This window comes from Alkalibaculum sporogenes, assembly GCF_009362815.1.
GTDB lineage: Bacteria > Bacillota > Clostridia > Eubacteriales > Alkalibacteraceae > Alkalibaculum_A > Alkalibaculum_A sporogenes.
Map to the genome: position 1 here is coordinate 12,890 of NZ_WHNX01000021.1, position 25,309 is coordinate 38,198.

Genomic DNA, 25,309 nt, shown 5'->3' on the forward strand with positions numbered 1-25,309 from the left:
ATCCCCCACTTATCTTTCTTTACTAACTTGAAATCTTGAAAGTGTGTGAGTATTAGTGCCTGTTAATGCGGGATAAACTAAATATTAAAAAAGCTTGCCATTTAAGCAAGCTTTTTTCGACTAAATTTCTGACATTCAAACATTGCCTTTTTTTAATTAAAGAAGGAGAAAATTTTACTTGTAGTGGAGAGTTAAATCTTTTTCAAAGTGATTTTAATGATTTTCTAATGCAATAAATGTATTTAATTAATAATTATTTATTAAAATATAATTAACCTATAAAAATGGAGGTTTATTATGCGAGTAACACTAGATCAGGTTGAAACATTAAGAAAGAGAGTAAGTTGTGACTATCAAACTGCAGAGAAAGCATTGAGAAAATCAAAAGGGAATATAGATGGTGCAGTATTATACTTAAAGAAGATGGAAAACAGAAAATTTAAAAAAGCATTTGTAGTTTTAGAGCAGATAATAAATCGAATATTTTCATATAGTCTGCTTATTGTTAAGAATGATAAAAATATTTTTAGTTTTCCCATTGTACTAGTAATTATTGTTGTTTGGTCTCTAAATATACCATTACCTATAATTCTATCAATTGGTGTATTAGCCGCATTATCGGAATTTAGTTTTGAAATTATCGATAGAAATTCTTATAAATATGAAGAGTCTTTCACAAAGAGTGAAGATAAGAAAAGTAAAAGTCAAAACAGTAAAAGTCAAAACAGTAGTGATCAAATGACTGATAAGAAAAGTGATGAAAACAATGCAATTATTAGCCAAAGCGATGATGTTGAAAAAGTAAATGTTAATGTTATTAATGACGAAGTCTTACCTATTCCACAACAAAAAGAACCACCATTATTTACAGATGATGATGGATATAATGAAATCATTATTGAATAGTAGTTATAGATAAAAAGGAGAGTTTCGGTTGATAAAGGTATTGGTAGTAGAGGATGAACAAAAAATATCACGTTTTATTCAATTAGAATTAGAACATGAAGGATACTGTGTAGAGTTATCTAATGATGGAAGAGATGGATTCGAAAAGGCGAAAGAAAATGTTTATGATGTGATTATTCTTGATATCATGATACCTTTCTTAAGCGGTATGGAAGTGTGCAGGCGATTAAGGCAGATAAATGTTAATACACCTATTATTATGTTAACGGCTAAAGATGATATTACAGATAAAGTTATGGGATTAGATATCGGAGCAGATGATTATATGACAAAGCCATTTGCCATTGAAGAGTTATTGGCACGTATACGAGTAGTGCTTAAAAGAAAGGCTTCAAAGGTAAATTTAAGTACCAAGATTATAGTAGGAAACCTTATATTAGATAAAGATCAATATATAGTCACTTACAAAGACCAATTGATTGAATTAACCAAAAAAGAGTTCGAGTTATTGGAATATTTAATGGTAAATAAAAATATTGTGCTTTCAAGAGATAAAATAATTGAAAAAGTATGGGGATACGATTATATGGGAGAAACGAACATTACAGATGTATATATACGCTATTTAAGAAGTAAAATTGATCAAAAGTATAAAGTAGACTTAATAAAAACAATAAGAGGAGTGGGGTATCAATTGAGAGATGATTGATATCCAGAAGATAATCAAAGAGATTTTAAATGTTGGTATGAGAATAATAAAGAGTGTTATGATATATCCACTATCTCTGGTAAATAATATAGTTAGAATTCTTAGATTTTCAATTCGAACAAAAATTACTTTTACTTATTTAATATTGTATACTTGGGTTACTATTTTTTCTGCAATATTAGTGTTAGGTGGCTACTTCTATTTTAATGTACAGAAAGTTTCAGCTAATGAAGATGCAAATCTGCAACAAATTATCGATATTGTTGATGAAAATCGTGATGACACTGAAAAAATTAAAGGCTTAATTGATAGTCTCGAGCTCAATGTAGATTTAGTTGTGCAGGAACCTACAAGTAAAGTAATAGTGAGTACAACTGAGAGTAGTGTAATAAACAATTATGAAGAACTAAAAAACCATGGTATATACAAAACATTTCCCCGTTTGAGCTTACTTAGATATTCAATTTTACCTAGAGAGATATTATATACACAGTATAATATTATATTTTTTTACGATGTTCAGGAGTATTTATACAATATATTCATTATGCTATTATTTACAACGGTATCTTATATAGTTGGTATTTGTTTTATTTGGACCATAGGGAGTACTAAGACGAAAAAAGTTTTGAAGCCTATAAAACATTTTACAAAAGCAGCTCAAGGTATAAATGCTAAAAACTTAGATATTAGAATTGATGTAGGTGAAGCAAAATACGAATTAAAAGACTTAGCTACAACTATTAATGGCATGATGGATAGAATAGAAGAAAGCTACGTGAAACAACAACAATTTGTATCGGATGTTTCACATGAATTAAGGACGCCAATAGCAGTAATCAATGGATATGCCAATATGTTAGACAGATGGGGAAAAGAAAATCCAGATGTTTTGCAAGAATCTATTGACGCATTGAAAAATGAAGCATGCAATATGGGAGATTTAGTAGAAAAGCTATTATTTTTAGCAAGATACGATGGTGATAACATTAAATACGAGATGAATGTTATTAATTTAAGTGAGATTGTGGATGAAATAGTTCACGAAACAACAATGATTGATAAAAAACATTGTATTATTCGAGATATAGGTACTTGTCTTTATATTTTAGGAGATTATAATCGAATAAAACAAGTAATTAGAATTTTTGCTGATAATGCAATGAAGTACACCCCAGAAGGTGAGAGAATATTTATTAAAGCTTACACTGAAAGTAATAATGTGATTGTTAGTGTGACGGATACAGGATCAGGGATATCAAGTGAAGACTTAGCTAACATTTTCGATAGATTCTATAGAGCAGATAAATCTAGAGCAAAAAATACAGGTGGATACGGATTAGGGCTTAGTATTGCTAGAATAATAGTGCTTCAACATAAAGGAAAAATTATAGTAAGGAGTAAATTAAATGTGGGAAGTGAATTTAAAATATTATTGCCACTTTTAGAAAAAGTTAAAAAAGACAAGACATAAAATATATTACGCCAAGCCGAGAGTGTAATTAATTTTATGTCTGATATTCAGTTACTCTATTAGTATGAACTGTTTCAGCTTACGATGTTAAATTGTATTTTTTCTTTAATGTTATCAATCTTATTTCGAAAGGCATCATCGTGATACTTAGCTGGTTATCTGGAAACTCAGCGATGCTTTTACTTATGCCTGGAACACTGATATTACGCAAATACTCAGTTTCTACTAAGGAAAGGGGTTCAATAGCACCCATCTTCACAAAATTATCAAAGGAACTGCCATTTTGGCAGTTTACATATTCCTGAACTACACAATATGTTCCTTTTAATTCTGGGAACTGAATACTTACAGTTGACTTTCCCTTATTTGGGAAAACTGAGTACCTGTCAGTATATGATGTGTTTATTCCAAAATCCTTTGCATACGTTGAACTAAAATGATGATAATTATAAAGTAGAATTTTATAACCATCATTTGTAGAAGATACGACTATTCCATCATTACTGTATATTATTTCAGTTTCTAGCCTGTATAGAAAGTCAAGAGCATAGTATACAGGCTTTTTTATATTATTGAATGTATACATGCCAAGCCCACCATGGAATGTATTCGGACTCAGAAGATTTTCTTCATGTAGATCAGTTAACAGCCAATAACAGATTCCATTAGTTTTACCAATAACATCAAGAATGTTTTTTACTACATATGAAGATTTAAAACATGTATCTGACAAAGGGTCCTTATGTGATGTTGTGGAATTCCATTCGGTAATGTATAAAGGAACGTCACTGTATCCTGTTGAATCAAGCTGTGGATGAAGTTGATCTAAATATAATGAAAATGAATGATTATTAGATGATAACCACAATTCATTGTCATATATTTTATTCATGAAAAAATTGTCTGATAAATCAATATCATAATAATGAATGCTTACAAAGTCAGGCTTACATTCATTTTCAGTAGCATATTTCAGAAAATTAATAAGCCAGTCGTCATTTTTTCCATAAGCAGAAAAGGCAGCAGGACCACCAAAACACAGATCTTCTGAAATACTTTTGACTGTATCATAAGATGATTTATACAGATTGTAGTATATCTCGTCTGTATTAAATCCAAACATCTGATTTGCGGTTCCTGGCTCATTCCATACAGAAAAAAGCCATGTTCTTACAACAGTAAGAGAGTACCTTTCAATTATGTGGGTGGTAAAATTCCATACCAGTGAATTCCATTTGTTGATATCTTCAGGTTCACTTACAATAATATTATCACTGAACATTCGTCTGTTCTTTACGGAAGCAAGTGCGTATGGCATAAAGGATAGCTGCAGTAGAGGTTTTAGGTGTATTGAAACAAGAAAATCCAGTATTTGATCGACAAGATTAAAATTATATATAGGTTTGCCATCTTTTGTTTCTGAATAAACATACAGACCATCTTCGAAAATACTGTGCATCTTGATATAGTCAAAATGCATTTTTTGCTGGACTTCAACCAATTGTTCACGGACAGGCTGATATAGTAGCTCTTTTGCGCGACTTACACCCATAAAACGTTTCTCAGTAATAGTGTTGATAATTACATCATCAGTTTGAATCTGATATGTATATTCTGCAGTCTGGTCAACAGGAGTTACAGAATTTGTTGAAGTTATATGTGTATTAATAAATTTAAGAAGCGCACGGTGCATTGTGACTGAATCTGTTTCATAATAGTTGATTGATTTATCTTTGTTGGTAGGAGTAAAAACTATTCCTCTTTTGGAATTCTGCGTTCTCCAGGTGCTTGGAAGCATATTATATTTTTCTTTAAATGCACTAACAAAAGCACGTGAATTTGGGAAACCGTTATTTTGCCCTATGGTATCAATAGAATAGTCAAGGTACAAAAGATCATTAAGTGCATAACGAAGTCTTATTGCCTTGATATGTTCTGATAAGGAAATACCCATGCTTTCCTTAAAAAATTTAGAAAGGTATGGGGGCGTAACATGCACTCTAGCTGCAATACTCTGTAGTGAGAGTTTTGTATGATATTCACTATTGATTATTGCAAGTATTTCATTGAGTCGGTTAAGCTGTTTAAAGGCACCATCCTGGTGAATAAGTTTTCCATCAGAAAAATTAGCATATAGCTCGTATATAAGATTATAAAAAAGCGATTCGTTCATTAATTCTATATACTTGCCACCGTCAAGGTTAAGCTTAAGAAACCTTGCAACGATTTGTTTAATATTTTTATAACGTGCAGTGTTGGTATCCTGTGAACTGTCGCAACGATAATGTGTATTCTCAAATTCTGCAGGTACATTTCTTGACATTTCTAGTTTGATTTGAATAGCAATAAGTGTTGCGTTTTCTGAATTAAGATCGTGTATTTCATTTGAATTAACAAGAAAAATATCATCTACACCAAGTTTAATTTGTTCTCCGCCTACAACTAGTGACACAATCCCTTCTATTACTATTAATAGCTCTATTGACTTATGCCAATGTTTTCCCACGCTTCCAATTGAATTAATAAAAAGTGTCATTGGAATATTTTCAGGGTAATTAATTATTTCATGTGAAGTAGCCATATTTCCTCCAAGGATCAAAAATTTAATATATATATACATTTTTATATACTATTATTATATATTTTGCAATCAAATTTAAAAAAAACACACAGAAATAAAAAACTATATTAAAATTTTAATATACGTTGACAAGTAATGCCGTTGTTTAAATAAACTGATGTGTATATAATTATATTATCAAAAAAAACAGTTTGTTGAAAGGTTAATTATGGACAAAAAACTATTTATACAAACAAGTAAGATTACAAAAAAATTTGGGGATGTAACGGCTGTCAACGAAGTTAATATGGATATTTACCTGGGAGAAATAAGAGGCTTAATTGGTGAGAATGGTTCGGGAAAATCAACAATATCATCTATGATAAGTGGCATATATACTATTACATCGGGAGAGATCTATATTGGTGGGACAAGATATAAGCCCTCATCACCGGCAGATGCACATGATATGCGTATATCGATGATTGTACAGGAAGCAGGTACAATAGATCATCTGACTGTTGCAGAAAACATTTTTCTAGGAAGTGAAAAGGGTTTCAGTAAGATGGGTTTTATTGACAATGAGAAAATGGTAAATGAAGCACAAAAAGCATTGGACAAGATAGGTGTTTCGGATATCTGTGCAGCTGATAACATCGATATGTATAATTTCGAGCAGAGAAAAATAATAGAAATTGCAAAAGCACTCTATTATGATCCACAGCTATTTATCGTCGATGAAACAACAACAGCATTATCACAGGATGGAAGAATAAAGATTTACGAAATAATGAATACCCTTAAGAACAATGGAAAAGCAGTGCTCTTTATTTCTCATGATCTTCCTGAATTAATGATGGTATGTGATACGCTTACAGTACTACGGGATGGGAATTTGATTGCAACCATGAAAAAAGAAGAATTTGATGAAGACAGAATCAAGCAGACAATGGTTGGACGTGAGATTAAAGGAAATTTTTACAGAAACGACTTTTCTACACCTTGTAAAGAAGAGGTATTACTGAAAATAGATGATGCTTCAACAGATAGACTTAAGAACATCAATCTTAATCTTCACGCAGGTGAAATACTTGGAATTGGCGGACTCTCAGGAAGTGGTATTCATGAATTGGGAAGAATATGTTTTGGAATGGATGCACTAACAAAAGGGCTGGTTACAGCCAGGGCTACAAGAAAACTGACAATTGGTGAGAAGTTGAGAAAAAACATATCTAAAGTAAAGAAAAAAACTTTTGAAACTCCAAATGAAACCAAAATATATGAAATTAAGTCAGTAAATGATGCACTTGAGTCGAGAATTGGATACATATCAAAAGATAGAGACAGAGAAACATTAATTCTTGAGAGCAGTGTGGCGGATAACCTTACACTTTCAGCTTTGGACCAATTACAAGTGTTTGGATTTATATCGCCCATTGCAGAAAGAAAATTCGCTGAGGGACAGATTGGAACGCTAAATATAAAGTGTTCTTCAAAAAAGCAGCTTGTAAAAGAGCTTTCCGGGGGGAACAAACAAAAGATTTCTTTCGGTAAATGGATTGGAAATGACTCAAAAATATTGATATTTGATAGTCCGACACGTGGTGTTGATATTGGTGTAAAAACAACAATGTACCAACTACTATATGACTTGAGACAGCAGGGCTATGCCATTATGATTATTTCAGAGGAGTTAAGCGAACTCATTGGAATGAGTGACAGGATATGCATCATGAAAAATGGCGAAATTACAAAGACGTTTGAACATAAAGATAATATCTCGGATAGCAAAATTATTGAGTTCATGATATAAGGAGGAAAGTATGTTTCAATTTATTAAGGAAAATCGTGGAACAATAATTCAGTATGCAAGCCTTTTATTCGTAATTCTGCTATTTGGAATTATTACTGGAGGAAATATTTTTTCATCATATAATGTGAAAACATTAATAGGTCAGATATCACCTCTTATGATAGTAAGCTCTGGAGTTGTTTTCATGTTTGCAAATGGCTCAATAGATATTGCTTCAGGAGCAGTTATAGGATTATGTGCAATGTTGTCTGCGCTAATATTAAACAGTACAGATTCGCTACCTCTAGCACTTATAGTTTCAGTTATTGTTTCAATTGTGCTGTATTTGTTCAGTACATTTGTTTCTATAAAATTTGGCCTTGTATCAACAATTGCTTCACTTGCAATAATGTTTATGGCCAGAGGCGTTATTACATATGTATGTTCTTTGATGCCAAGTACAGTAATATCATTAAATAATTACAGCATCTTGCAGAAATTTAAAACTGACCCTGTTCTGCAGATAGTGATTACCGTAAGTATTGTAGTAATAACCTGGATTATCTTTTCTTTTACTAAAATTGGTAAAGGTGCAATAGCAATAGGTGATAATCCGGTATCTGCCAGACAGAGTGGTATTAAGATTGAAAAAACAAAATGTATTTGTGCAGCAATAGCAGGTACATGCGTAGGTATTGCTTCGATTTTTTCACTTGCAAGGGCAGGGTCAGTTACAAAGAACATCGGAAGTGGAATAGAAATGGACATAATGGTAGCAATAATTCTTGGAGGAATGTCATTAGCTGGAGGATCAAAGTCTAAGTTTAGTGCTGCTGTGATAGGAACAATCACATTCAGGCTGCTTTCAAATGGAATGACAATGTCGGGTGTACCAACAAGATATGTATCGTTGATTCGAGGCATTATTTTCCTTGTTATTGTATTTGCTACACTCAGACAGAGCAAAAACGTAAAAGAAATGCCTAGATAAAAGAAAAGGGGAGTTTATTTAATGAAAAAGAGAGTTGTTTTAGTAGTACTTACTTTAGTATTGGTAATTGGAAGTTTTGCATTTACTGGCTGCAATAATAGCGAAGGGGCAGAAAGTGGTGAAAAAGTTAAAATTGGTGTAATTATGTATGGCTATAATGATGACCAGGGACAGAATACAAAAGAATACTGTACATATCTTGAAGAAAATTTTAATGTAGAATTTGTTTATGAAGCTACTGATTATAATGATGACGCCCACATTAATAGCGTTGAAAATCTAATTTCTGCTGGTTGCACAGCAATTATCAGTGGATACGATACAAGTCTTGAATCATCAATTCAGACATGTGAATCAGCAGAAGTTTACTATGTACTTGCTCTTGATTTCGCTTCGCCATCAGATGCAAATAATGTAAGCAGCGATTATTTTATAGGTGGAACTATGCAGTTTGGAGGAGATGAGGCAGCACTTGGAAAAGCATACGCAGAAAAATTCATTAACAGCGAATATACAAATGTAAGTGGTGTATCATTCCCTGAATTCGCTTTTGTTGAAGCTCCTGGAATATATGGGGCATTTAAATCAGAAATAGAAGCAGCTGGAGATTTTACAGTATCAGATATTGTATTTTCAACTGGATTTACACCTGCTGATGTTCAGACAGCAACTGCAAATGCAATTTCAGCTGATACTCAGGTAATATTTGGTATGTCATCAGGTCTTGACTATGTATATCCAGAACTGAAGAACAATCATCCAAACGTAAAACTTATCGCATTAGGTTATAATGATTCGGCAAAAGCACTTCTAGAAGCAGGAACGCTTATTGCAGGTGGTACAAATAGCTATATCCAAAGTTTTGCATCATCATTTGTAAGAATTATGAATGCATTTGAAGGAAAGGAATATTCAGATTCGGCAGATGGAAGCTTTAATATAACTGAAGGCGACGTAACGGTAGTAAACGGTGTTGCAGGTTATCCTATTTATGATAAAGACTCTATTGATGACTTTGTAACTTATGCATTTGGTAGAGGTAGTGATGGAATGAGCAAGGGTGCTGTAACAGCAGATGAAATCAAAAAAGTGTTACTCAGTGAAAATTCAAGCGCAACACTAAAAGATCTTAATGAATTAAGTTCACGTACAGTTGAACAAGTAAAAGCAGCAAGATAAGTTTTTATCCACATCTGCGGGAACTATGTTCCCGCAGCATATAAAGGAGTCAGGTTTATGAAACAACATAGTAAAAAAATTATAGGGTATCTAAAAACACTAATTTTTCCTGCTGTTATGTGGGCAGCATTTGCAATAGTGGCTTTAATTACAAATCAAGACTATTTCTTTAGTACATATATTACCTCAAATATTTTTAGAACCAGTGTGCTTTCATGCTCAATCGGTATGGCTATAGCAATACCGCTATCTGGAGGAAGATGGGATTTCGCACCTGGAACAATAGCAACTCTTGGTGGAATCATAGGAATAAACCTTGGAATGAGTATACAACTTAATGTGTTCGGTATATTAGGCCTTTGCATTATTTTGTGTGTCATCCTTGCGTTAATTGAGGCTGCAGTATATTTAACCTTACGAGTACCAAACATGATTGTTTCACTTGGTATTGTTATGGTTTATGAAGCACTTACAGGTATTGTATATGGTGGAAATGGAGCAAATGTATTTAATGCATCACCTGAATACATGAATAATTTACTTATGTTATCACGTTCACCATGGTGTTATATTCTGTTAGCAGTAATAATGGTAATGGTATATATTCTCTTATATAAAACAAGATTCGGAAGCAATATTAAATCTCTAGGAAGTAATGCAAGACTAGCTATAAATGCTGGCGTAAACGAAAAAAAGAATATTGTCCAGACATACGTTCTGGTAGGTGTGCTATTAGGCGTGGCTGCATTATTAAATGCAAATATATCCCAAGTAACAGCAGCAAGCAATCTTAGTTCAACTACGCTTATGTTCTCTTCAATGGGACCAGTTTTAATTGGGTTGTTTTTAGCTGGATATTCTTGCCTGCCGTGGGGAATATTCATAGGTTCTTTAGGAATGAATGTAATGACTTACGGTCTTGTAAGTTTTGGAATAGATGGAGCCATTGTAACAATAATCACAGGTGTAATTATTGTTTTGATTATGGCGTATACAACTAACCAGAATAAAATAATTGAATTCTTTCAAAAACCAAAAAGTAAGGAGACTATATGACTAATTATAATATTCTGTCAGAAAAACCATTTTATCTATCTGATAGTGACATTCAATGGGTAAAAAAAACATATGAAAATATGACTTTAGATGAGAAGGTTGGTCAGCTGTTTTTTCTCACTGGTCCTGCGACAGATAAGAATTATCTAAATCATGCTACTAATGATCTTAAAGTAGGTGGACTAATGTGTAGGGTAATGGATAAGGACCATGTCGTTGAATCTGTTGCTTATTTACAGAGGAACAGCAATATTCCTATGCTTATTGCAGCAAATCTTGAAGCCGGTGGAAATGGGATTGTTACTCAGGGTACAAAAATAGGTTCGCAGATGGCAGTTGCAGCAACTAATGATACAAAATATGCCTATGAACTTGGGTATATCTGCGCAGTTGAAGCAAAAAGTGTAGGTGCAAATTATGCTTTTGCACCGGTAGTTGATATTGATTATAATTTCAGAAACCCAATAACAAATACAAGGACATATGGAAGTAATTTCAAAACGGTTCTAGCCATGGCGTCTGAATATATCAAAGGATGCCAGAGCGAAAATGTATGTGTGTCCATAAAACATTTCCCTGGTGATGGAGTCGATGAAAGAGATCAACATCTCCTAACATCAATTAATGATATGAAATGTTTAGAGTGGGATAGGAGTTATGGAGAAATATATAAAACGCTGATTGATCAAGGTGCGAAAACTGTAATGGTAGGTCATATTATGCAACCTGAATATTCAAAATTCTTCAATCCTGAGTTAAGAGATGAAGATATTCTACCAGCGTCCCTGTCAAAAGAACTTTTAGGAGGACTTCTTAGAGATAAACTTGGTTTCAACGGACTGATAATAACTGATGCAACAACAATGGCAGGAATGAACATTCCAATGAAAAGAGATCTTCTGGTGCCTTATTCAATTGCAGCTGGATGTGATATGTTTCTCTTTGCAAAAAATCTCGATGAAGACTACCAGTTTATGATGGAAGGTGTTAAGTCAGGAGTGATTTCACAGGAAAGACTTGAAGAAGCAGTTATGAGAATACTGGCGTTAAAAGCATCAATAAAACTGCACGCTTCTGATAATATACCAAAAATTGAAGAAGCAGAAAAAGTTTTGTCATCCGATCATGCAAAAAAAATTGCAAGAGAAGTAAGTGATAGAAGCATAACACTTGTTAAAAATCTTGATAATATCCTTCCCCTAGATAATAAAACAATAAAAAACATTCTCGTCTATGAACTAGAAAGCGGTGAAAATGCCCTTGGATATGGCAGAGAAGTTAGAATAGCAGACAGACTGATTGAACTTCTTAAGAAAGAAGGAATTAATACAGTTAAATTTGTTCCTGGTGAGAGACTGGAAGGTAAACAAACAAGTTACATGGAAATGGTTGAAGAATATGATCTCATGCTATATATAGCAAATATAGCAACTAAGTCAAATCAGACAACTGTTCGTATCGAATGGATGAATCCCATGGGAATTAACTGCCCGATTTATATAAATTCTATTCCTACAGTATTTGTATCAGTTGAAAATCCATATCACCTTCTGGATGTCCCTAGAATCAGGACATTTATTAACTGTTATAGCAGAAATGATTATACTCTTGAACTGCTCGTCGATAAACTTTTTGGAAGAAGTGAATTTACAGGAAAATCACCTATTGATCCATTTTGTGGGAAGTGGGATACAAGATTATAAAAAATCACAGTAATTGAAATTATAGGAGAGAACATAGAATGATAAATAATACATATAAACTTTTGGAAAACAGTGAGGCTACATTGACTTCATACGTACTTCAGCAGGATAAGTTTGATTTTAGAAGAATTAAAAGACCAGCGATATTAGTTTGCCCGGGAGGAGGATATCAGTTTGTATCAGAAAATGAAGGTGAACCGGTTGCACTGGCATTTGCAAGGGAAGGATATTGTACTTTTGTACTCAATTATTCTGTAAGGATAGAGAATCCTTTTCCAAAAGCTCTTACAGAAGTTGCTACTGCAATTAAGCTGATTAGAGAACATGCAAGAGAATGGAATATTGATCCTGATGATATTACAGTTGCGGGTTTTTCAGCTGGCGGTCATCTTGCAGCTAGCATAGGTGTTTTTTATAATCATCAATTTCTACTGGATGACATAAATGCAACAGAAGAAGAAATTAAACCTAACTCTTTAATACTTGGATACCCGGCAATCACACTTAAGCCTTGGAACAGGGATCCAGTTTCTCCTGAAATTATAAAAATGATGGATGAAGGTCTTATGCCAGATTTGCGTGGAGCGGATATAACTCAGATTCTTGCTGGTAAAATGGATGTAACTGAAGATGAAAAAGATTATTTCAATCTTCTTAATTATGTTAGTGAAAAAACTCCAAAATCATTCATTTGGGGAAGTAATCAGGATACTTTAATTCACCCATCTGATATATGGGGATTTGCGTCAAAACTTCGCGAATTCAGTGTGCCATATGAAATGCATATTTTTGGAAGAGGTCCTCATGGACAGGGAACAAGTGATGCAGTTGTAGTTGATAAATCTATGCTATCCCAATTCCATTTAAGCGAATGGGTAAGACTGTCACTTCTCTGGCTGGAGGAAAATAGAAATGAGTGCAAATAAATATCTTGGAATTATATTTGACCTAGATGGAGTATTATGCAGTACTGATGAATATCATTATGAAGCCTGGAAAGCAATTGCCGAAGAAATTGATATAAATAATTTCACCCCAAAAGATAATAACAGACAAAGGGGTGTTTCTAGAATGGAAAGTTTGGAAATCCTTCTTGAAAAAAGTGAAAGAAAATTTACTGATAAGGAAAAACTTATTCTGGCAGACAAGAAAAACCAAAGATACAAAGAACTTCTTAATAATATCAACTCATTTGATTTATCTGATGAGGTAAGAGTAGCTCTGAATACCCTTAGAAAAGCGGGAATTAAGCTTGCTATTGGGTCATCCAGCAAAAATGCAGGTCTTATTCTAGAGAGACTTGGGCTTGGCAACTTTTTTGATGTAGTTGTAGATGGTAACAGTATAACTAAAAGTAAACCTAATCCGGAAGTGTTTCTAAAAGCTGCCCAGATGATTGGACTTCAACCTTCACAATGCCTTGTGGTTGAAGATGCAATATCAGGGATTGAGGCAGGAACAGCAGGTGGCTTTGATACCGCAGGAATCGGTGGGGTAATGAGTTATCCAAAAACCACGTATCCACTACGTGATTTCTCTCAGATAATGAATATTGTATTTGCTAATTAACAAGCCCTAGTTGTTCTAAAAAACGGTTGTATAATTAGCAAATTGTAAATACTAATATCGGTTAATTTTTAGTGTAGAGCACAAGCTTTTAATCGCTTGTGCTACTACGTGTTTTAGTATTTATAATTTCTCTAGTACTGTATTCTAATACCATACTACTTACTAAATCGATATGATCAAGCATAATACCTAATCCGTTTATCGTTGCGTATTCTGGTTCAGCTACTATATTGGCAGAAATACCTAGTTCTGATTCTAGCAATTTATCGATGTTTTTTAAACGAGAACCTCCACCTACTAGAGTAATGCCATTAGATAAAATATCTGATGCACTTTCAGGAGGACAGTTTTCTATTACCTTTTTAATAGTACTTATCATTTTTTCTACAGTTACGCGAATAGCGTTGAAAATCTCATTATTAGTTATTTCTATGTGAACAGGGAGACCACTTGCTAGATCTTGGCCTACTATATCCATAGAATAATCTTCACTTAACATTACATCTGCAAGGTCAATCTTCAGTGATTGGGCTGTTAATTCACCAATCTCCACATTGTAATTTTTTTTAATAAATTGGATAATATCTAAATCTATATCATATCCTCCAATTTTAATAGACTCTTCAGAAAGTATACCGCCTAGAGCTATTGCTGCTACATCGGTTGTACCACCACCAATATCTACAATAAATGAGATGCTTGGTTTATAAACATTATCTCCTAAACTAACAGCATCAGCTATAACATCTTTTACAAGAACGACCTTCTTAGCGCCAGATTCGTAGATAACTTCTTCTATTCCTCTAGTTTCAACTTGAGTAATACTACTTGGAACGCCAACTAAAACACTGGCTTTCGAAAAGGCTTTAGAAAATTTATTACCCTCTTTAGTTCGGTCAATCATCATTTTTAACATTTTAATTGCTATATCAAATTTGTCAATACTACCGTATTTTAATGGTTTAATTACTTTAATATTTGTAGGAGTTTTGCCAATCATTTGTTCAGCTTCCTTGCCTACAGTCAATACTTTTTTAGTATTTACATCTAATGCTACTACAGAAGGTTCTTCAAAAATAATACCTTTTCCTTTTGTATATATCAAAGTGTTAGATGTGCCAAAATCTATTGCAATGAGCTTGCCCATATTAATTCTGTCCTTTCAAATAAATATTAATAATATTATTTTCCCTTATTTTTAAAAACTTATTAAATTTTAAATTAAAAAGAGGGATTTATTTTAATTGAGATATTATAGTGTTATAATTATATTATTTTAGAAGGAGACTTTACATGAATATTTTTGGAACAGGAATTGATATTATTGAAATATATAGAATAGAAAAGGTTGTATCTAAACATCCTAAGTTTTTAGATAAGTATTTTACTTCTATAGAATTAGAGTATTTTGCTTCCAAAAAAAATAATTATCAAAATATAGCAGGTTATTTTGCTGCAAAAGAAGCAGTATCAAAGGCGCTAGGGACTGGTTTTCGTGAGTATCGCCTCATAGATATTGAAATAGTAAAAAATAGATTAAATAAACCAGAGGTAGTATTACACCATAATGCAAAAAAAATTATTATAGAAAATAAAATAAACCATATATATTTATCAATCTCACATAGCAAAGATTATGCAATTGCAAATGCAATTGCTACATTTGCGAGTAGTTAGTTTAGTCTAGAAATTTAAATACGAAATATAGAAAAGTGGTTGTCAAGGCACTTTTCTTTTTTTTATCGCGAAGTAATGAGCTAAGTGGCGGTAATGAACAAAATTGATAGTAAACAAAGACATTATTTTAGAATATATTAAATTGTATAAATGATTCCATGAAAGGATGTATAAAATGGCGAATATAAAAACATTAAATTTATACGATGAAAGATGTACCCCTATATTAACAAAAACTATAAAGGAATTGAGTTATATGAACACAAACGATGTTTTAGTCTTAAACACAGATAATCATTGTGCTTTAAAGAAAGTTCGTAATCTCTGTGAAGAAAGAGGATACCATGTTGAGATAGAAAAATTAGGTATAAATGATATGAGATATACCATTAGAGTATAAAAATGAGCGATTCAGTAGCTTACGAAGTGATAATTATTGGCGGTGGTGCCGCTGGCTTATCTGCTGGAATATACTGTGGAAGGAGTGGATTAAGTACACTAATTTTAGAGGAAAATTTTGTAGGTGGAGTAGCAAATAGTAGTTATCATATTGGTAATTATCCTGGGTTTCCACAAGGAGTAAGTGGTATAGAACTAATGGAACGATTTTACCAACAAGCTTGTGAAGCTCAAGTAAAGGTGAAATTTGAAACAGTCAACAAAATCTATGATAAAAGTGATATTAAAATTGTGGAAACCAATAACTCTGTATATGAAACCTATGGAATTATTATAGCATTAGGTGGAAAACCTAAACAAATTGGAGCTATAAATGAAGATATGTTCATTGGTAAGGGCATTTCATTTTGCACAACATGTGATGCCACCGAGACTAAAAATAAAAATGTGATAGTTGTAGGTACTGGTGATACAGCTATCGATCAGAGCATATATTTATCTCAATTTTGTAACAGAGTATTAATTATAAGCTTAAACCCTATTGGAGAATTCGATTGTTCTGATAAGGAAAAACTTAGGTTTATTAAATCAGATAAAATTGAGATTTTGTGGAACAAAGAAATATATTCTTTTCAAGGTGATGTTCACTTATCAAAAGTGATAGTTAAAGATGTAAATACTAATGTGTTAAATGAAATAACATGTGAATATTGTTTTGAATTTATCGGTTTTAGCCCCAATAGCCATATATGTAAAGAAATTTTAGAATTAGATAATCAAGGTGCAATTGTTACAAATGATTTAATGGAAACATCTCATAGAGGTATTTATGCTATAGGAGACGTAAGAAGTAAAGCTCTAAAACAACTGACCACAGCAACATCTGATGGAGCAATAGCTGCTTTTATGATTAGAAAATATATCAATAGTATATCTTAGAGGATAAATTAGGCATTAGGTGGTAGTTGTTGCATTTAAGAATTGCTTCAACTACCATTAAAAGCTGTTAAAGGTTTGTTCAATATGGTAGTATATCATTATTGATAAAGATGAGGTGAACTAATAATGCATAGCAAAGGATTCGTAAGAGTAGCTACTGTAACCCCAATTATAAAGGTTGCAGATTGTGAGTACAATAAAATGCAAATAATTAAAACAATTGAAGAAGTTGTTGAAAGTGAAGTTGAAATTGTCGTATATCCAGAACTGTGTATCTCAGGATATACATGTGGTGATTTGTTCTTTCAAGATGCTTTATTGATAGAAGTTGAAAAGTCTGTTAAAGAAATCTGCGAGTATCTTGTACCATATGATATGTTAGTGGTTATAGGTGCACCTATTCGGTTAAGAGGACAGGTTTACAACTGTGCTATATCTATTAACAAAGGAAAAATAATCGGAATAGTGCCTAAAAGGTATCTGCCAAATGCTAATGAATTCTATGAGAAGAGATGGTTTGCTAGTGGATTTAATTTAAATGGAAATCAAATTATTTCATATTGTGGACAAGAAGTGTTGTTTGGCTTTGAAATATTATTTAAACACGAAACTTATCATGAACTAATAGTAGGAATTGAAATATGTGAAGATTTATGGGCACCTATTCCACCTAGTAGTTTTTTTTGTCAAGGAGGTGCAACACTTATATTAAATCCTTCTGCTAGTGATGATTTGGTCGGAAAAAGTGAATATAGAAAAACACTTGTAGAACAACAATCTGCTAGATGTATTGTAGCGTATGCATATGTATCAAGTGGTTTCGGAGAGTCTAGTACTGACTTAGTATATGGTGGGCATGGATTAATCTATGAAAATGGTTATCTCTTGAAAGAGAGTGAAAGGTTTAAATATACGAATACAGTAACTATTAGTGATATAGATATACAAAGAATAACCCATGATAGAATAAAATCTACACCCCTTAGAGAGCACTTGCAAAATAAGGAATATAAATATGAGTTTTTAGAATTTACAACAATTGATAAAGAACATCAACTTATTAGAGAAGTAAAATCTCATCCTTTCATACCAGATGATATAAGAGGTAGGAATAAGTCTTGCAAAGAAATTTTCAATATCCAAACTATGGCACTAGCAAAAAGAATAACTCATATAGGTTCATACTCTATGATAATAGGAATTTCAGGAGGCTTAGACTCTACTTTAGCATTACTCGTCTGTGCTAAGACATGTGATGTATTAAATATTGACAGGTCAAATATTACAGCTGTAACGATGCCGGGGTTTGGAACAACCGATAGGACGTATAACAATGCCATATCATTAATGAAAAAATTGCACGTAAATATTAGAGAAATCTCTATTAAAGAGGCATCTATACAACACTTTAAAGATATTGAACACGATATAACTAATCACAATACGACTTATGAAAACACACAAGCTCGTGAAAGAACTCAGATATTAATGGATATAGGAAATCAACTAAATGGTATAGTCATTGGTACAGGCGATTTATCGGAATTAGCTTTAGGATGGGCTACCTATAACGGCGATCATATGTCTATGTATGCAGTGAATTCAGGAGTACCTAAGACCTTAGTGAGATACTTAGTTCAATGGATAGCTGATAATGACATTGAAAGTGGTGTGCAAGAAGTATTATACGATATTCTAAATACTCCAGTTTCTCCAGAATTGTTGCCTCCTGATAAGGAAGGGAATATTGCACAAAAGACAGAAGAAGTTGTAGGGCCATATGAATTACATGATTTTTTCTTGTTTAATGTAATAAGATATGGATACTCGCCTATAAAGGTATTTTATTTAGCTACTATTGCATTTGAAATGATATACGACAAAAATACTATTTTAAAATGGTTAAAAAATTTCTATAAAAGATTCTTTAGTCAACAATTCAAAAGATCATGTATGCCAGATGGACCTAAAGTAGGTTCTATTAGTTTATCACCAAGAGGAGATTGGAGAATGCCTAGTGATGCATCAAATGCATTATGGTTAAAAGAACTGGATACAATAGAATTATAGTCAAATATACGCACCAGCAGATTGTCTCGCAGAAATCATAACATATTTCATGCTTGCATGAAAATATGAGAGGATTTCTATGAGCAAGTGCCAACGACGGTCACCCCAGAGGGGTTGAGGATAATCTGCAAAGGATAAAGTAGTCAATAAATATTGCTACTTCAATATATGATATAATATACGCACCAGCAGATTGACTCGCAGAAATCATAACATATTTCATGCTTGCATGAAAACATGAGAGGATTTCTATGAGTAAGTGCCAACGACGGTCACCCCAGAGGGGTTGAGGATAATCTGCGAAGGATAAAGTAGTCAATAAATATTGCTACTTCAATATATGATATAATATACGCACCAGCAGATTGTCTCGCAGAAATCATAATATATTTCATGCTTGCATGAAAATATGAGAGGATTTCTATGAGCAAGTGCAACGACGGTCACCCCAAAGGGGTTGAGGATAATCTGCGAAGGATAAAGTAGTCAATAAATATTGCTACTTCAATATATGATATAATAAATGGAGAAGCGAGATATGAGATGGAGAAGAGAGATTAGAGATAAAGCTAAAAAAAGATTTTAGTTTGTGAAAATCTAGAAGTTTCTAACTTCTCATTTATGATATAGTGGAGGTAAAAATGGAACAATCAAAACTAAAGTTACTCTTAAAAAGCATTCTTTCTCTTGAAAGTGAAGAAGAATGTTTAGGTTTACTGGAGGATTTATGTACGATAAATGAAATCGAAGATATGTCTCATAGAATGGAGATAGCGTATTTATTAAATCAAGGAAAAACATTTTATGATGTTCAAGCTCAAACTGGAGCAAGTTCTACCACAATAAGTAGAGTTAGCAGATGCTTAAAACACGGCAGAGGTTATAAAATGGTACTAGATAAAATAGTCGATAAAAAAAGTTAAGGTTACAATTAGCTATCATGGATTAATCAGAGTGAAAGAATGTAGATTTTATAGGGAGGAATTATGAAACAATTTGGACTTTTGGGAGAGAAGCTGTCCTATAGTTTTTCTCCTCAGATACATGAGATAATATTTAATTTTATAGGGGAAGAATATTTATATGATCTTGTAGAGATTTCTTTAGGGTCTTTAAATGCTAAATTTCCTGAAATAATACATAAATACCATGGACTTAATGTTACAATTCCATATAAAAAAGATGTAATAGAATTACTTGATGTACTAGATAATATATCTAGTGAAATAGGTGCTGTAAACACTATAAAAGTTGTTAATGGTAAATTAGAAGGATACAATACAGATTACTTTGGATTTGGAGCTACACTAGATAAATACAATGTTTCGATTATAAATAAAAAAGCATACATTCTTGGAACTGGTGGAGCATCTAAAGCAGTATACTATTATTTGAAAAATAATAATATTGGTGATATCGTCTTTGTAAATCGAAAACCAGAAACCCACTGGGCTAAAGATTGTAGAATAATAACTTATGAAGAATGTAAAAACGAAAGTGGTGATTTGGTAATTAACGCCACACCTTTAGGTATGGATAATCTATCGGATCAATCGCCTCTTTGCAAAGACACATTGTCCAATTTTCATAGTGCTATAGATTTAATATACAATCCAAGAGAGACTATATTTCTAAAACACGCGAGAGAACTTGGATTACAAAGTATTAATGGTTTATATATGCTAGTGGCACAAGCCATAAAATCCGAAGAAATTTGGAATGATATAAAAATAGATGATGTGGTTATAAATAAAATTTTTCATGAAATAGAGAAAATTATATATTAATACTGAATTTTATAATTACCTAGAAAAAGAAAAAAGAACACTTAGAACAAGGGTGAGACTATGTATAAAATAACAATCTCAGTTGGAGATTTGGTGGAATTTGCTCTGAGAAAAGGTGACATTGACTTCAAGTATACTGGTCGACAGAGGGGAAAACAAGGAACAAAGGCTCATCAAAAGATTCAGAATAGCTATAAAAAAAATAAAAACTATAAAGCAGAGGTTACTATTTGTGACACTATAGATTATAATGATTTTCAGATAACATTACAGGGAAGAATAGACGGGGTATTAGAAGAAGAACATGGAATAATCATTGATGAAATTAAGAGTACACGGGTTTCACTTGATGAAATAGAAGAAGAATTTAATGAAATGCATTGGGCTCAGGGGAAAGTCTATGCATTTTTATATTGCAACCAAAATCATGTTGAAAATATAGAAGTACAATTAACTTATTATAATCTAGACACTAAGGAGATTAAAAAGATTAAAAAGACTTTTTCATACTACGGTCTTAAGGAGTATGTAGAAAATGAATTGCTACAGAATTTTATAAAATGGGCTTTTGTAATTAATAAATGGAAGGAAGAACGAGATAATAGCATTAAAAAACAAGACTTTCCTCATAAAAATTATAGAAGTGGTCAGAGAAAATTAGTTATATCTATATATAAGACGATTAAGGATAATAAAAAAATATTTTTTAATGCACCTACAGGTATTGGGAAGACAATATCTACTATATATCCTGCGATCATTTCTTTTAGTGAAGGATATGTGGAAAAAATATTTTATCTTACTTCAAAGAATACCCAAAAAGATATTGTAGAGGCTACAATTGAAAATCTCTGTAATAACAACTTAAAAATAAAGTATCTATCATTAACTGCAAAGGAAAAGATATGTATCAAAGATCAACCTAACTGTAATCCAGATTATTGTGAGCTTGCAAAAGGTCATTTTGATCGAATAAATGATGCTGTAGAAGATATTTTTTGTAGCGAATATGCATTTACTAAAGATGTTATAACTCAATATGCTGAAAAACATCGTGTATGCCCTTTTGAATATTCTTTAGATTTATCACTATGGAGTGATATCGTAATATGTGACTATAATTACATATTTGATCCTAGAGTATCGTTGAAGAGATTTACTGAAGAAAAGGGGAAATACGTTTTTTTAATCGATGAGGCACATAATTTAGTGGATAGGTCTAGAGATATGTACTCTTGTGAAATAGGCAAAAAAAAAGTGTTGAATATAAGGAAAAATATTGGCAAAGATCATCCTATGTTTAAAATACTAGGAAAAATAAATAGCGAGTTTCTTAAGATAAAGAAGCAAGGTGATATTGATATTAAGGAAAAGCCGGAGGAGTTTATCTATGCTTTGCAAGACTATATTTATAAAGCAGATAAGTGGCTTTCTGAACACAATAGTGATGTTAATTATTACGATGATATTCTACAATTTTACTTTGAAGTTAATAACTTTATTCGTATAGCAGAGTATTTTGGAGATAATTATAGGGTTATAATTACGAAGTATAGCGATGAAGTTATTATAAAGTTAGTCTGTCTTGATAGCTCAAAATATATAAGAGGAAGTGTTGAACAAGGCGTTGCTTCAGTATTTTTTTCTGCAACATTACTTCCTCTACCATACTTCATTGAACTTTTCGGGGGTAAGATCAACGATGATTATCATATGGTTTTAGATTCGCCGTTTACAGAAGAAAATATGTGTTTAATGATCTGTAATCATATTAACACTACCTATAAAAGTAGAGAAAGTAGCTATGAGCAAATCTGTGAATTAATATATGAGTTGTATGGAGGAAAAAAAGGAAATTATATGGTTTTTTTTCCTTCTTATGAGTATATGGAGACTGTTTATAACATGTTTAGCGTAATTTATCCAGATATCAAAATCATAGAACAATTAAGATCAATGGATGAAGTTCAAAGATCAGAATTTTTAAATGTCTTTGATCAAGAGAAAAATATAATTGCATTTGCAGTACTAGGCGGAATTTTTTCAGAAAGTATAGATCTTTTTGGAGATAAGCTAATAGGAACTATTATTGTAAGCGTAGGCCTTCCTAAAATAGGAGTAGAAAGAGATATTTTAAAAGACTACTATAACGATATTAATGGAAGAGGATTCCAATATGCTTATATGTATCCAGGATTTAATAAAGTAATGCAAGGAGTAGGACGAGTTATTCGAAGTGAAGAGGATAGGGGGGTAGTACTACTTATAGACAACAGATATGCACAAAGTAATTATAAAAAACTTTTTCCAGGACACTGGAAAAATGCAAAATACCTAGATTCAAAAGATAAATTAAATAACGAACTAAAATTATTCTGGAAAGAATAAAGTCTTATATAAAAAAACAGAGGTCTTTTGAAGAGACCTCTGTTAATTATTTTCTATTTATAGCGCTAATTAATGCTTTTATAGATGCATTAATAATATCGTGGTTTACACCTACACCCCAAACGATCTTATTATCTACTGTAATTCCCACATATGCGGCTGCTAGTGAATCAGATCCTATCTCTAGTGAATGCTCTGAATAGGTTTGTATTGAATAATCTACATTGAGGTTGGATTTTAATGCATTAGCAACTGCATCTAATCTTCCATTACCAATACCTGTGTAGGTTTTTACAATACCATCAATTTCACATTCCATAGTTACATGAAAATTACCATTACGTACAAAATGATAATCTATTAATTTAATAGTAGTTTCATTATTTATATAATCTTTTTTGAATAATTCGTAAATTTCATCAGATTTTAGTTCTTTGTTTAACTTATCTGATATATTCTTAATAGTATATCCAAGGTCTTCGCGCATTTTTGGAGGTAGATCATACCCATAGTTTTCTTTAAGTAAAAACCCAATACCACCTTTTCCAGATTGGCTATTGATGCGTATTACATCACTTGCATACTCTCTACCAATATCTTTGGGATCTAAAGGTAAATAAGGCACTCTCCAATCATTTAAGTTATTATTATCATGATATTCCATACCTTTAGCAATTGCATCTTGATGAGATCCTGAGAAAGCTGCAAATACTAACTCGCCGCTATATGGATGTCTTTGTGATACTTCCATACATGTCATTTTCTCGTAAAAACTTACTATATGAGGTATGTTTTCTAAGTTGAGATTTGGATTAATACCTTGTGAAAACATATTTAAAGCTAGTGTTATTATATCGACGTTTCCTGTTCTCTCGCCATTACCAAACAAAGTGCCTTCAACTCTCTGAGCACCAGCTAAAAGTCCTAATTCAGCTTCTGCTACTGCAGTTCCTCTGTCATTATGAGGGTGTATTGAAATGATCACATTATCTCGAAACTTTAAATTACTAGAGATATATTCAATTTGGCTAGCATAAACATGTGGCATTGAAACTTGAACAGTTGAAGGAAGGTTGATGATTACCTTCTTTTCACTTGTAGGTTTCCATACCTCGAGTACTTCATTGCATATTTCAAGAGCAAATTCCATCTCTGTACCTGTAAAACTTTCTGGCGAATATTCAAATCTAAAATTACCTTCTGTATTATTTGCATATTCATTTAATAATTTAGCACCTGTTACTCCAAGTGCAATAATTTCACTTTTAGATTTTTTAAATACTTGTTCTCTTTGAGCTACAGAAGTGGAATTATATAAATGTACGACTGCATTTTTTGCTCCTTTTAAAGCTTCAAATGTTCTCTTGATTATATGCTCCCTAGACTGTGTTAAAACTTGTATAGTTACGTCATCAGGGATTAAATCTTCTTCTATTAATCTTCTTAGAAGATTAAATTCAGTTTCTGAGGCAGCGGGAAAACCAACTTCAATTTCTTTGAAACCTAAAGATACTAAAAATGTAAAGAACTCGATTTTTTTTTCTAAGTCCATTGGGATAATTAAAGATTGGTTACCATCACGAAGATCCACGCTGCACCATATAGGAGATTCGTCAATACTATCTTTACTTGCCCAATTCATACTAGTTACAGGAGGCATGAAATACCCCTTTTTATATTTCTCATAATTTTTCATATTATTTCTCCTTTCAATTTGATGTAGGGATCACTAAGACCACTGAAACCTGTGAATATAGTTCATATGAGTTTGTAGAATATCTCCATAGATTATATTTTCTAGATTATATCTTTAAACACTAAGAAATACGCTTTCAACTAAAAAAGTCTTTCGTCTCTTTATTATAAAGAGACGAAAGACATAGCTTACGTGGTACCACTCTGATTCATACTCATCTTGAGTATGCACTTTAATAGATATATAGGTTTTATCACCTTATAATATCTTCCTAATATATCGGTTAGAACCCGTCACGCTTACTGTTAATTCAGCGTAGATACTTAGAGGCGAGTTCAAATTTTATTGCACCTGTTTCACACCAACCAACAGTTCTCTGAATGCTCTAAAACTCTACTATTCCTCATCATTGTA

The 25,309-nt window shown here is 32.3% G+C and carries 20 protein-coding genes and 1 other annotated feature (1 of these 21 only partly in view); of the genes, 17 read left to right on the top strand and 3 right to left on the bottom strand.

Translation table 11 applies throughout. The features are described 5' to 3' along the window. Nucleotides 1–297: 297 nt before the first annotated feature. The 3 genes from GC105_RS12305 to GC105_RS12315 are packed head-to-tail and all read left to right on the top strand — an operon-like array spanning nt 298 to nt 3,089. A complete protein-coding gene (locus GC105_RS12305) occupies nt 298–906 on the top strand; it encodes a UBA domain-containing protein (RefSeq protein ID WP_152805210.1) in 609 nt (202 codons plus the stop codon). A 28-nt stretch (nt 907–934) separates the two neighbouring features. Further along, nucleotides 935–1,615 carry a response regulator transcription factor gene (locus tag GC105_RS12310; protein ID WP_152805212.1) on the top strand — a complete coding sequence of 227 codons (681 nt, stop codon included), beginning with the start codon at nt 935–937 and terminating at the stop codon, nt 1,613–1,615. A gap of 37 nt (nt 1,616–1,652) precedes the next feature. After that, nucleotides 1,653–3,089, top strand: coding sequence for a sensor histidine kinase (locus tag GC105_RS12315; protein ID WP_207706980.1), 1,437 nt, complete (start codon nt 1,653–1,655; stop codon nt 3,087–3,089). Nucleotides 3,090–3,168: 79 nt separating this feature from the next. Here GC105_RS12315 and GC105_RS12320 read toward each other — a convergent pair whose 3' ends face one another. Continuing rightward, the gene (locus GC105_RS12320) at nt 3,169–5,670 is read right to left on the bottom strand and encodes a GH39 family glycosyl hydrolase (protein ID WP_193708410.1); all 2,502 of its coding nucleotides are present in this window, start codon (nt 5,668–5,670) and stop codon (nt 3,169–3,171) included. A 208-nt stretch (nt 5,671–5,878) separates the two neighbouring features. On the opposite strand from GC105_RS12320, the gene GC105_RS12325 reads away from it, so the two are divergent. From GC105_RS12325 to pgmB, 7 genes are read left to right on the top strand one after another with little or no spacing between them, the layout of a single operon-like run. Beyond that, on the top strand, nt 5,879–7,462 hold the full coding sequence (locus tag GC105_RS12325; RefSeq protein WP_152805218.1) for a sugar ABC transporter ATP-binding protein: 1,584 nt from the start codon (nt 5,879–5,881) through the stop codon (nt 7,460–7,462). Nucleotides 7,463–7,472: 10 nt separating this feature from the next. After that, entirely contained in the window at nt 7,473–8,432 is a 960-nt protein-coding gene (locus GC105_RS12330; protein ID WP_152805220.1) for an ABC transporter permease, read from the top strand. 21 nt (nt 8,433–8,453) lie between these two features. Further along, nucleotides 8,454–9,611 (top strand): sugar ABC transporter substrate-binding protein, encoded by a 1,158-nt coding sequence (locus GC105_RS12335; protein WP_152805222.1) that lies wholly within the window; start codon nt 8,454–8,456, stop codon nt 9,609–9,611. Between the two features lie 57 nt (nt 9,612–9,668). After that, complete coding sequence (locus tag GC105_RS12340; protein WP_152805224.1) at nt 9,669–10,667, top strand: ABC transporter permease; 999 nt, start codon at nt 9,669–9,671, stop codon at nt 10,665–10,667. Then, a complete protein-coding gene (locus tag GC105_RS12345) occupies nt 10,664–12,370 on the top strand; it encodes a glycoside hydrolase family 3 protein (protein WP_152805226.1) in 1,707 nt (568 codons plus the stop codon). Before GC105_RS12340 ends, GC105_RS12345 begins: the two co-directional genes overlap by 4 nt. A 38-nt stretch (nt 12,371–12,408) precedes the next feature. Then, nucleotides 12,409–13,296 (top strand): alpha/beta hydrolase, encoded by an 888-nt coding sequence (locus GC105_RS12350; RefSeq protein WP_152805228.1) that lies wholly within the window; start codon nt 12,409–12,411, stop codon nt 13,294–13,296. After that, on the top strand, nt 13,283–13,939 hold the full coding sequence (gene pgmB, locus GC105_RS12355; RefSeq protein WP_152805230.1) for a beta-phosphoglucomutase: 657 nt from the start codon (nt 13,283–13,285) through the stop codon (nt 13,937–13,939). The genes GC105_RS12350 and pgmB overlap by 14 nt, the downstream gene beginning before the upstream one ends. A gap of 88 nt (nt 13,940–14,027) precedes the next feature. On the opposite strand, the gene mreB is transcribed toward pgmB, so the two are convergent. Then, entirely contained in the window at nt 14,028–15,086 is a 1,059-nt protein-coding gene (gene mreB, locus GC105_RS12360) for a rod shape-determining protein (RefSeq protein WP_152805232.1), read from the bottom strand. 146 nt (nt 15,087–15,232) lie between these two features. Here mreB and acpS point away from each other — a divergent pair, with 146 nt between their 5' ends. The 7 genes from acpS (at nt 15,233) to GC105_RS12395 (ending at nt 23,199) form a co-directional block, all read left to right on the top strand. Next, on the top strand, nt 15,233–15,616 hold the full coding sequence (acpS, locus tag GC105_RS12365; protein WP_152805234.1) for a holo-ACP synthase: 384 nt from the start codon (nt 15,233–15,235) through the stop codon (nt 15,614–15,616). A gap of 175 nt (nt 15,617–15,791) precedes the next feature. Beyond that, nucleotides 15,792–16,016 carry a sulfurtransferase TusA family protein gene (locus GC105_RS12370; protein WP_193708412.1) on the top strand — a complete coding sequence of 75 codons (225 nt, stop codon included), beginning with the start codon at nt 15,792–15,794 and terminating at the stop codon, nt 16,014–16,016. Nucleotides 16,017–16,018: 2 nt separating this feature from the next. Then, on the top strand, nt 16,019–16,954 hold the full coding sequence (locus tag GC105_RS12375; RefSeq protein WP_152805238.1) for an NAD(P)/FAD-dependent oxidoreductase: 936 nt from the start codon (nt 16,019–16,021) through the stop codon (nt 16,952–16,954). A gap of 126 nt (nt 16,955–17,080) precedes the next feature. Continuing rightward, nucleotides 17,081–19,024: an NAD(+) synthase gene (locus GC105_RS12380; RefSeq protein WP_152805240.1), complete on the top strand. Its 1,944-nt coding sequence runs from the start codon at nt 17,081–17,083 to the stop codon at nt 19,022–19,024. A 641-nt stretch (nt 19,025–19,665) separates the two neighbouring features. Continuing rightward, nucleotides 19,666–19,947, top strand: coding sequence for a YerC/YecD family TrpR-related protein (locus GC105_RS12385; RefSeq protein ID WP_152805242.1), 282 nt, complete (start codon nt 19,666–19,668; stop codon nt 19,945–19,947). 63 nt (nt 19,948–20,010) lie between these two features. Next, entirely contained in the window at nt 20,011–20,811 is an 801-nt protein-coding gene (locus tag GC105_RS12390; RefSeq protein ID WP_152805244.1) for a shikimate dehydrogenase family protein, read from the top strand. Between the two features lie 60 nt (nt 20,812–20,871). Beyond that, nucleotides 20,872–23,199: an ATP-dependent DNA helicase gene (locus GC105_RS12395; protein ID WP_152805246.1), complete on the top strand. Its 2,328-nt coding sequence runs from the start codon at nt 20,872–20,874 to the stop codon at nt 23,197–23,199. Nucleotides 23,200–23,245: 46 nt separating this feature from the next. On the opposite strand, the gene GC105_RS12400 is transcribed toward GC105_RS12395, so the two are convergent. Next, entirely contained in the window at nt 23,246–24,895 is a 1,650-nt protein-coding gene (locus GC105_RS12400) for a 2-isopropylmalate synthase (RefSeq protein WP_152805247.1), read from the bottom strand. 167 nt (nt 24,896–25,062) lie between these two features. After that, nucleotides 25,063–25,309: a binding site (T-box leader), on the bottom strand; it runs 5 nt beyond the window's last position.

Bases quoted from the DNA above. Each gene is read 5' to 3' on its own strand.
- GC105_RS12385 (WP_152805242.1), top strand. From the start codon at position 19,666: ATGGAACAATCAAAACTAAAGTTACTCTTAAAAAGCATTCTTTCTCTT.
- GC105_RS12390 (WP_152805244.1), top strand. From the start codon at position 20,011: ATGAAACAATTTGGACTTTTGGGAGAGAAGCTGTCCTATAGTTTTTCT.
- GC105_RS12315 (WP_207706980.1), top strand. From the start codon at position 1,653: ATGAGAATAATAAAGAGTGTTATGATATATCCACTATCTCTGGTAAAT.
- acpS (WP_152805234.1), top strand. From the start codon at position 15,233: ATGAATATTTTTGGAACAGGAATTGATATTATTGAAATATATAGAATA.
- GC105_RS12370 (WP_193708412.1), top strand. From the start codon at position 15,792: ATGGCGAATATAAAAACATTAAATTTATACGATGAAAGATGTACCCCT.
- GC105_RS12395 (WP_152805246.1), top strand. From the start codon at position 20,872: ATGTATAAAATAACAATCTCAGTTGGAGATTTGGTGGAATTTGCTCTG.
- GC105_RS12320 (WP_193708410.1), bottom strand. From the start codon at position 5,670: ATGGCTACTTCACATGAAATAATTAATTACCCTGAAAATATTCCAATG.
- GC105_RS12345 (WP_152805226.1), top strand. From the start codon at position 10,664: ATGACTAATTATAATATTCTGTCAGAAAAACCATTTTATCTATCTGAT.
- mreB (WP_152805232.1), bottom strand. From the start codon at position 15,086: ATGGGCAAGCTCATTGCAATAGATTTTGGCACATCTAACACTTTGATA.
- GC105_RS12375 (WP_152805238.1), top strand. From the start codon at position 16,019: ATGAGCGATTCAGTAGCTTACGAAGTGATAATTATTGGCGGTGGTGCC.
- GC105_RS12340 (WP_152805224.1), top strand. From the start codon at position 9,669: ATGAAACAACATAGTAAAAAAATTATAGGGTATCTAAAAACACTAATT.
- GC105_RS12380 (WP_152805240.1), top strand. From the start codon at position 17,081: ATGCATAGCAAAGGATTCGTAAGAGTAGCTACTGTAACCCCAATTATA.
- GC105_RS12350 (WP_152805228.1), top strand. From the start codon at position 12,409: ATGATAAATAATACATATAAACTTTTGGAAAACAGTGAGGCTACATTG.
- GC105_RS12325 (WP_152805218.1), top strand. From the start codon at position 5,879: ATGGACAAAAAACTATTTATACAAACAAGTAAGATTACAAAAAAATTT.
- GC105_RS12330 (WP_152805220.1), top strand. From the start codon at position 7,473: ATGTTTCAATTTATTAAGGAAAATCGTGGAACAATAATTCAGTATGCA.
- pgmB (WP_152805230.1), top strand. From the start codon at position 13,283: ATGAGTGCAAATAAATATCTTGGAATTATATTTGACCTAGATGGAGTA.
- GC105_RS12335 (WP_152805222.1), top strand. From the start codon at position 8,454: ATGAAAAAGAGAGTTGTTTTAGTAGTACTTACTTTAGTATTGGTAATT.
- GC105_RS12305 (WP_152805210.1), top strand. From the start codon at position 298: ATGCGAGTAACACTAGATCAGGTTGAAACATTAAGAAAGAGAGTAAGT.
- GC105_RS12400 (WP_152805247.1), bottom strand. From the start codon at position 24,895: ATGAAAAATTATGAGAAATATAAAAAGGGGTATTTCATGCCTCCTGTA.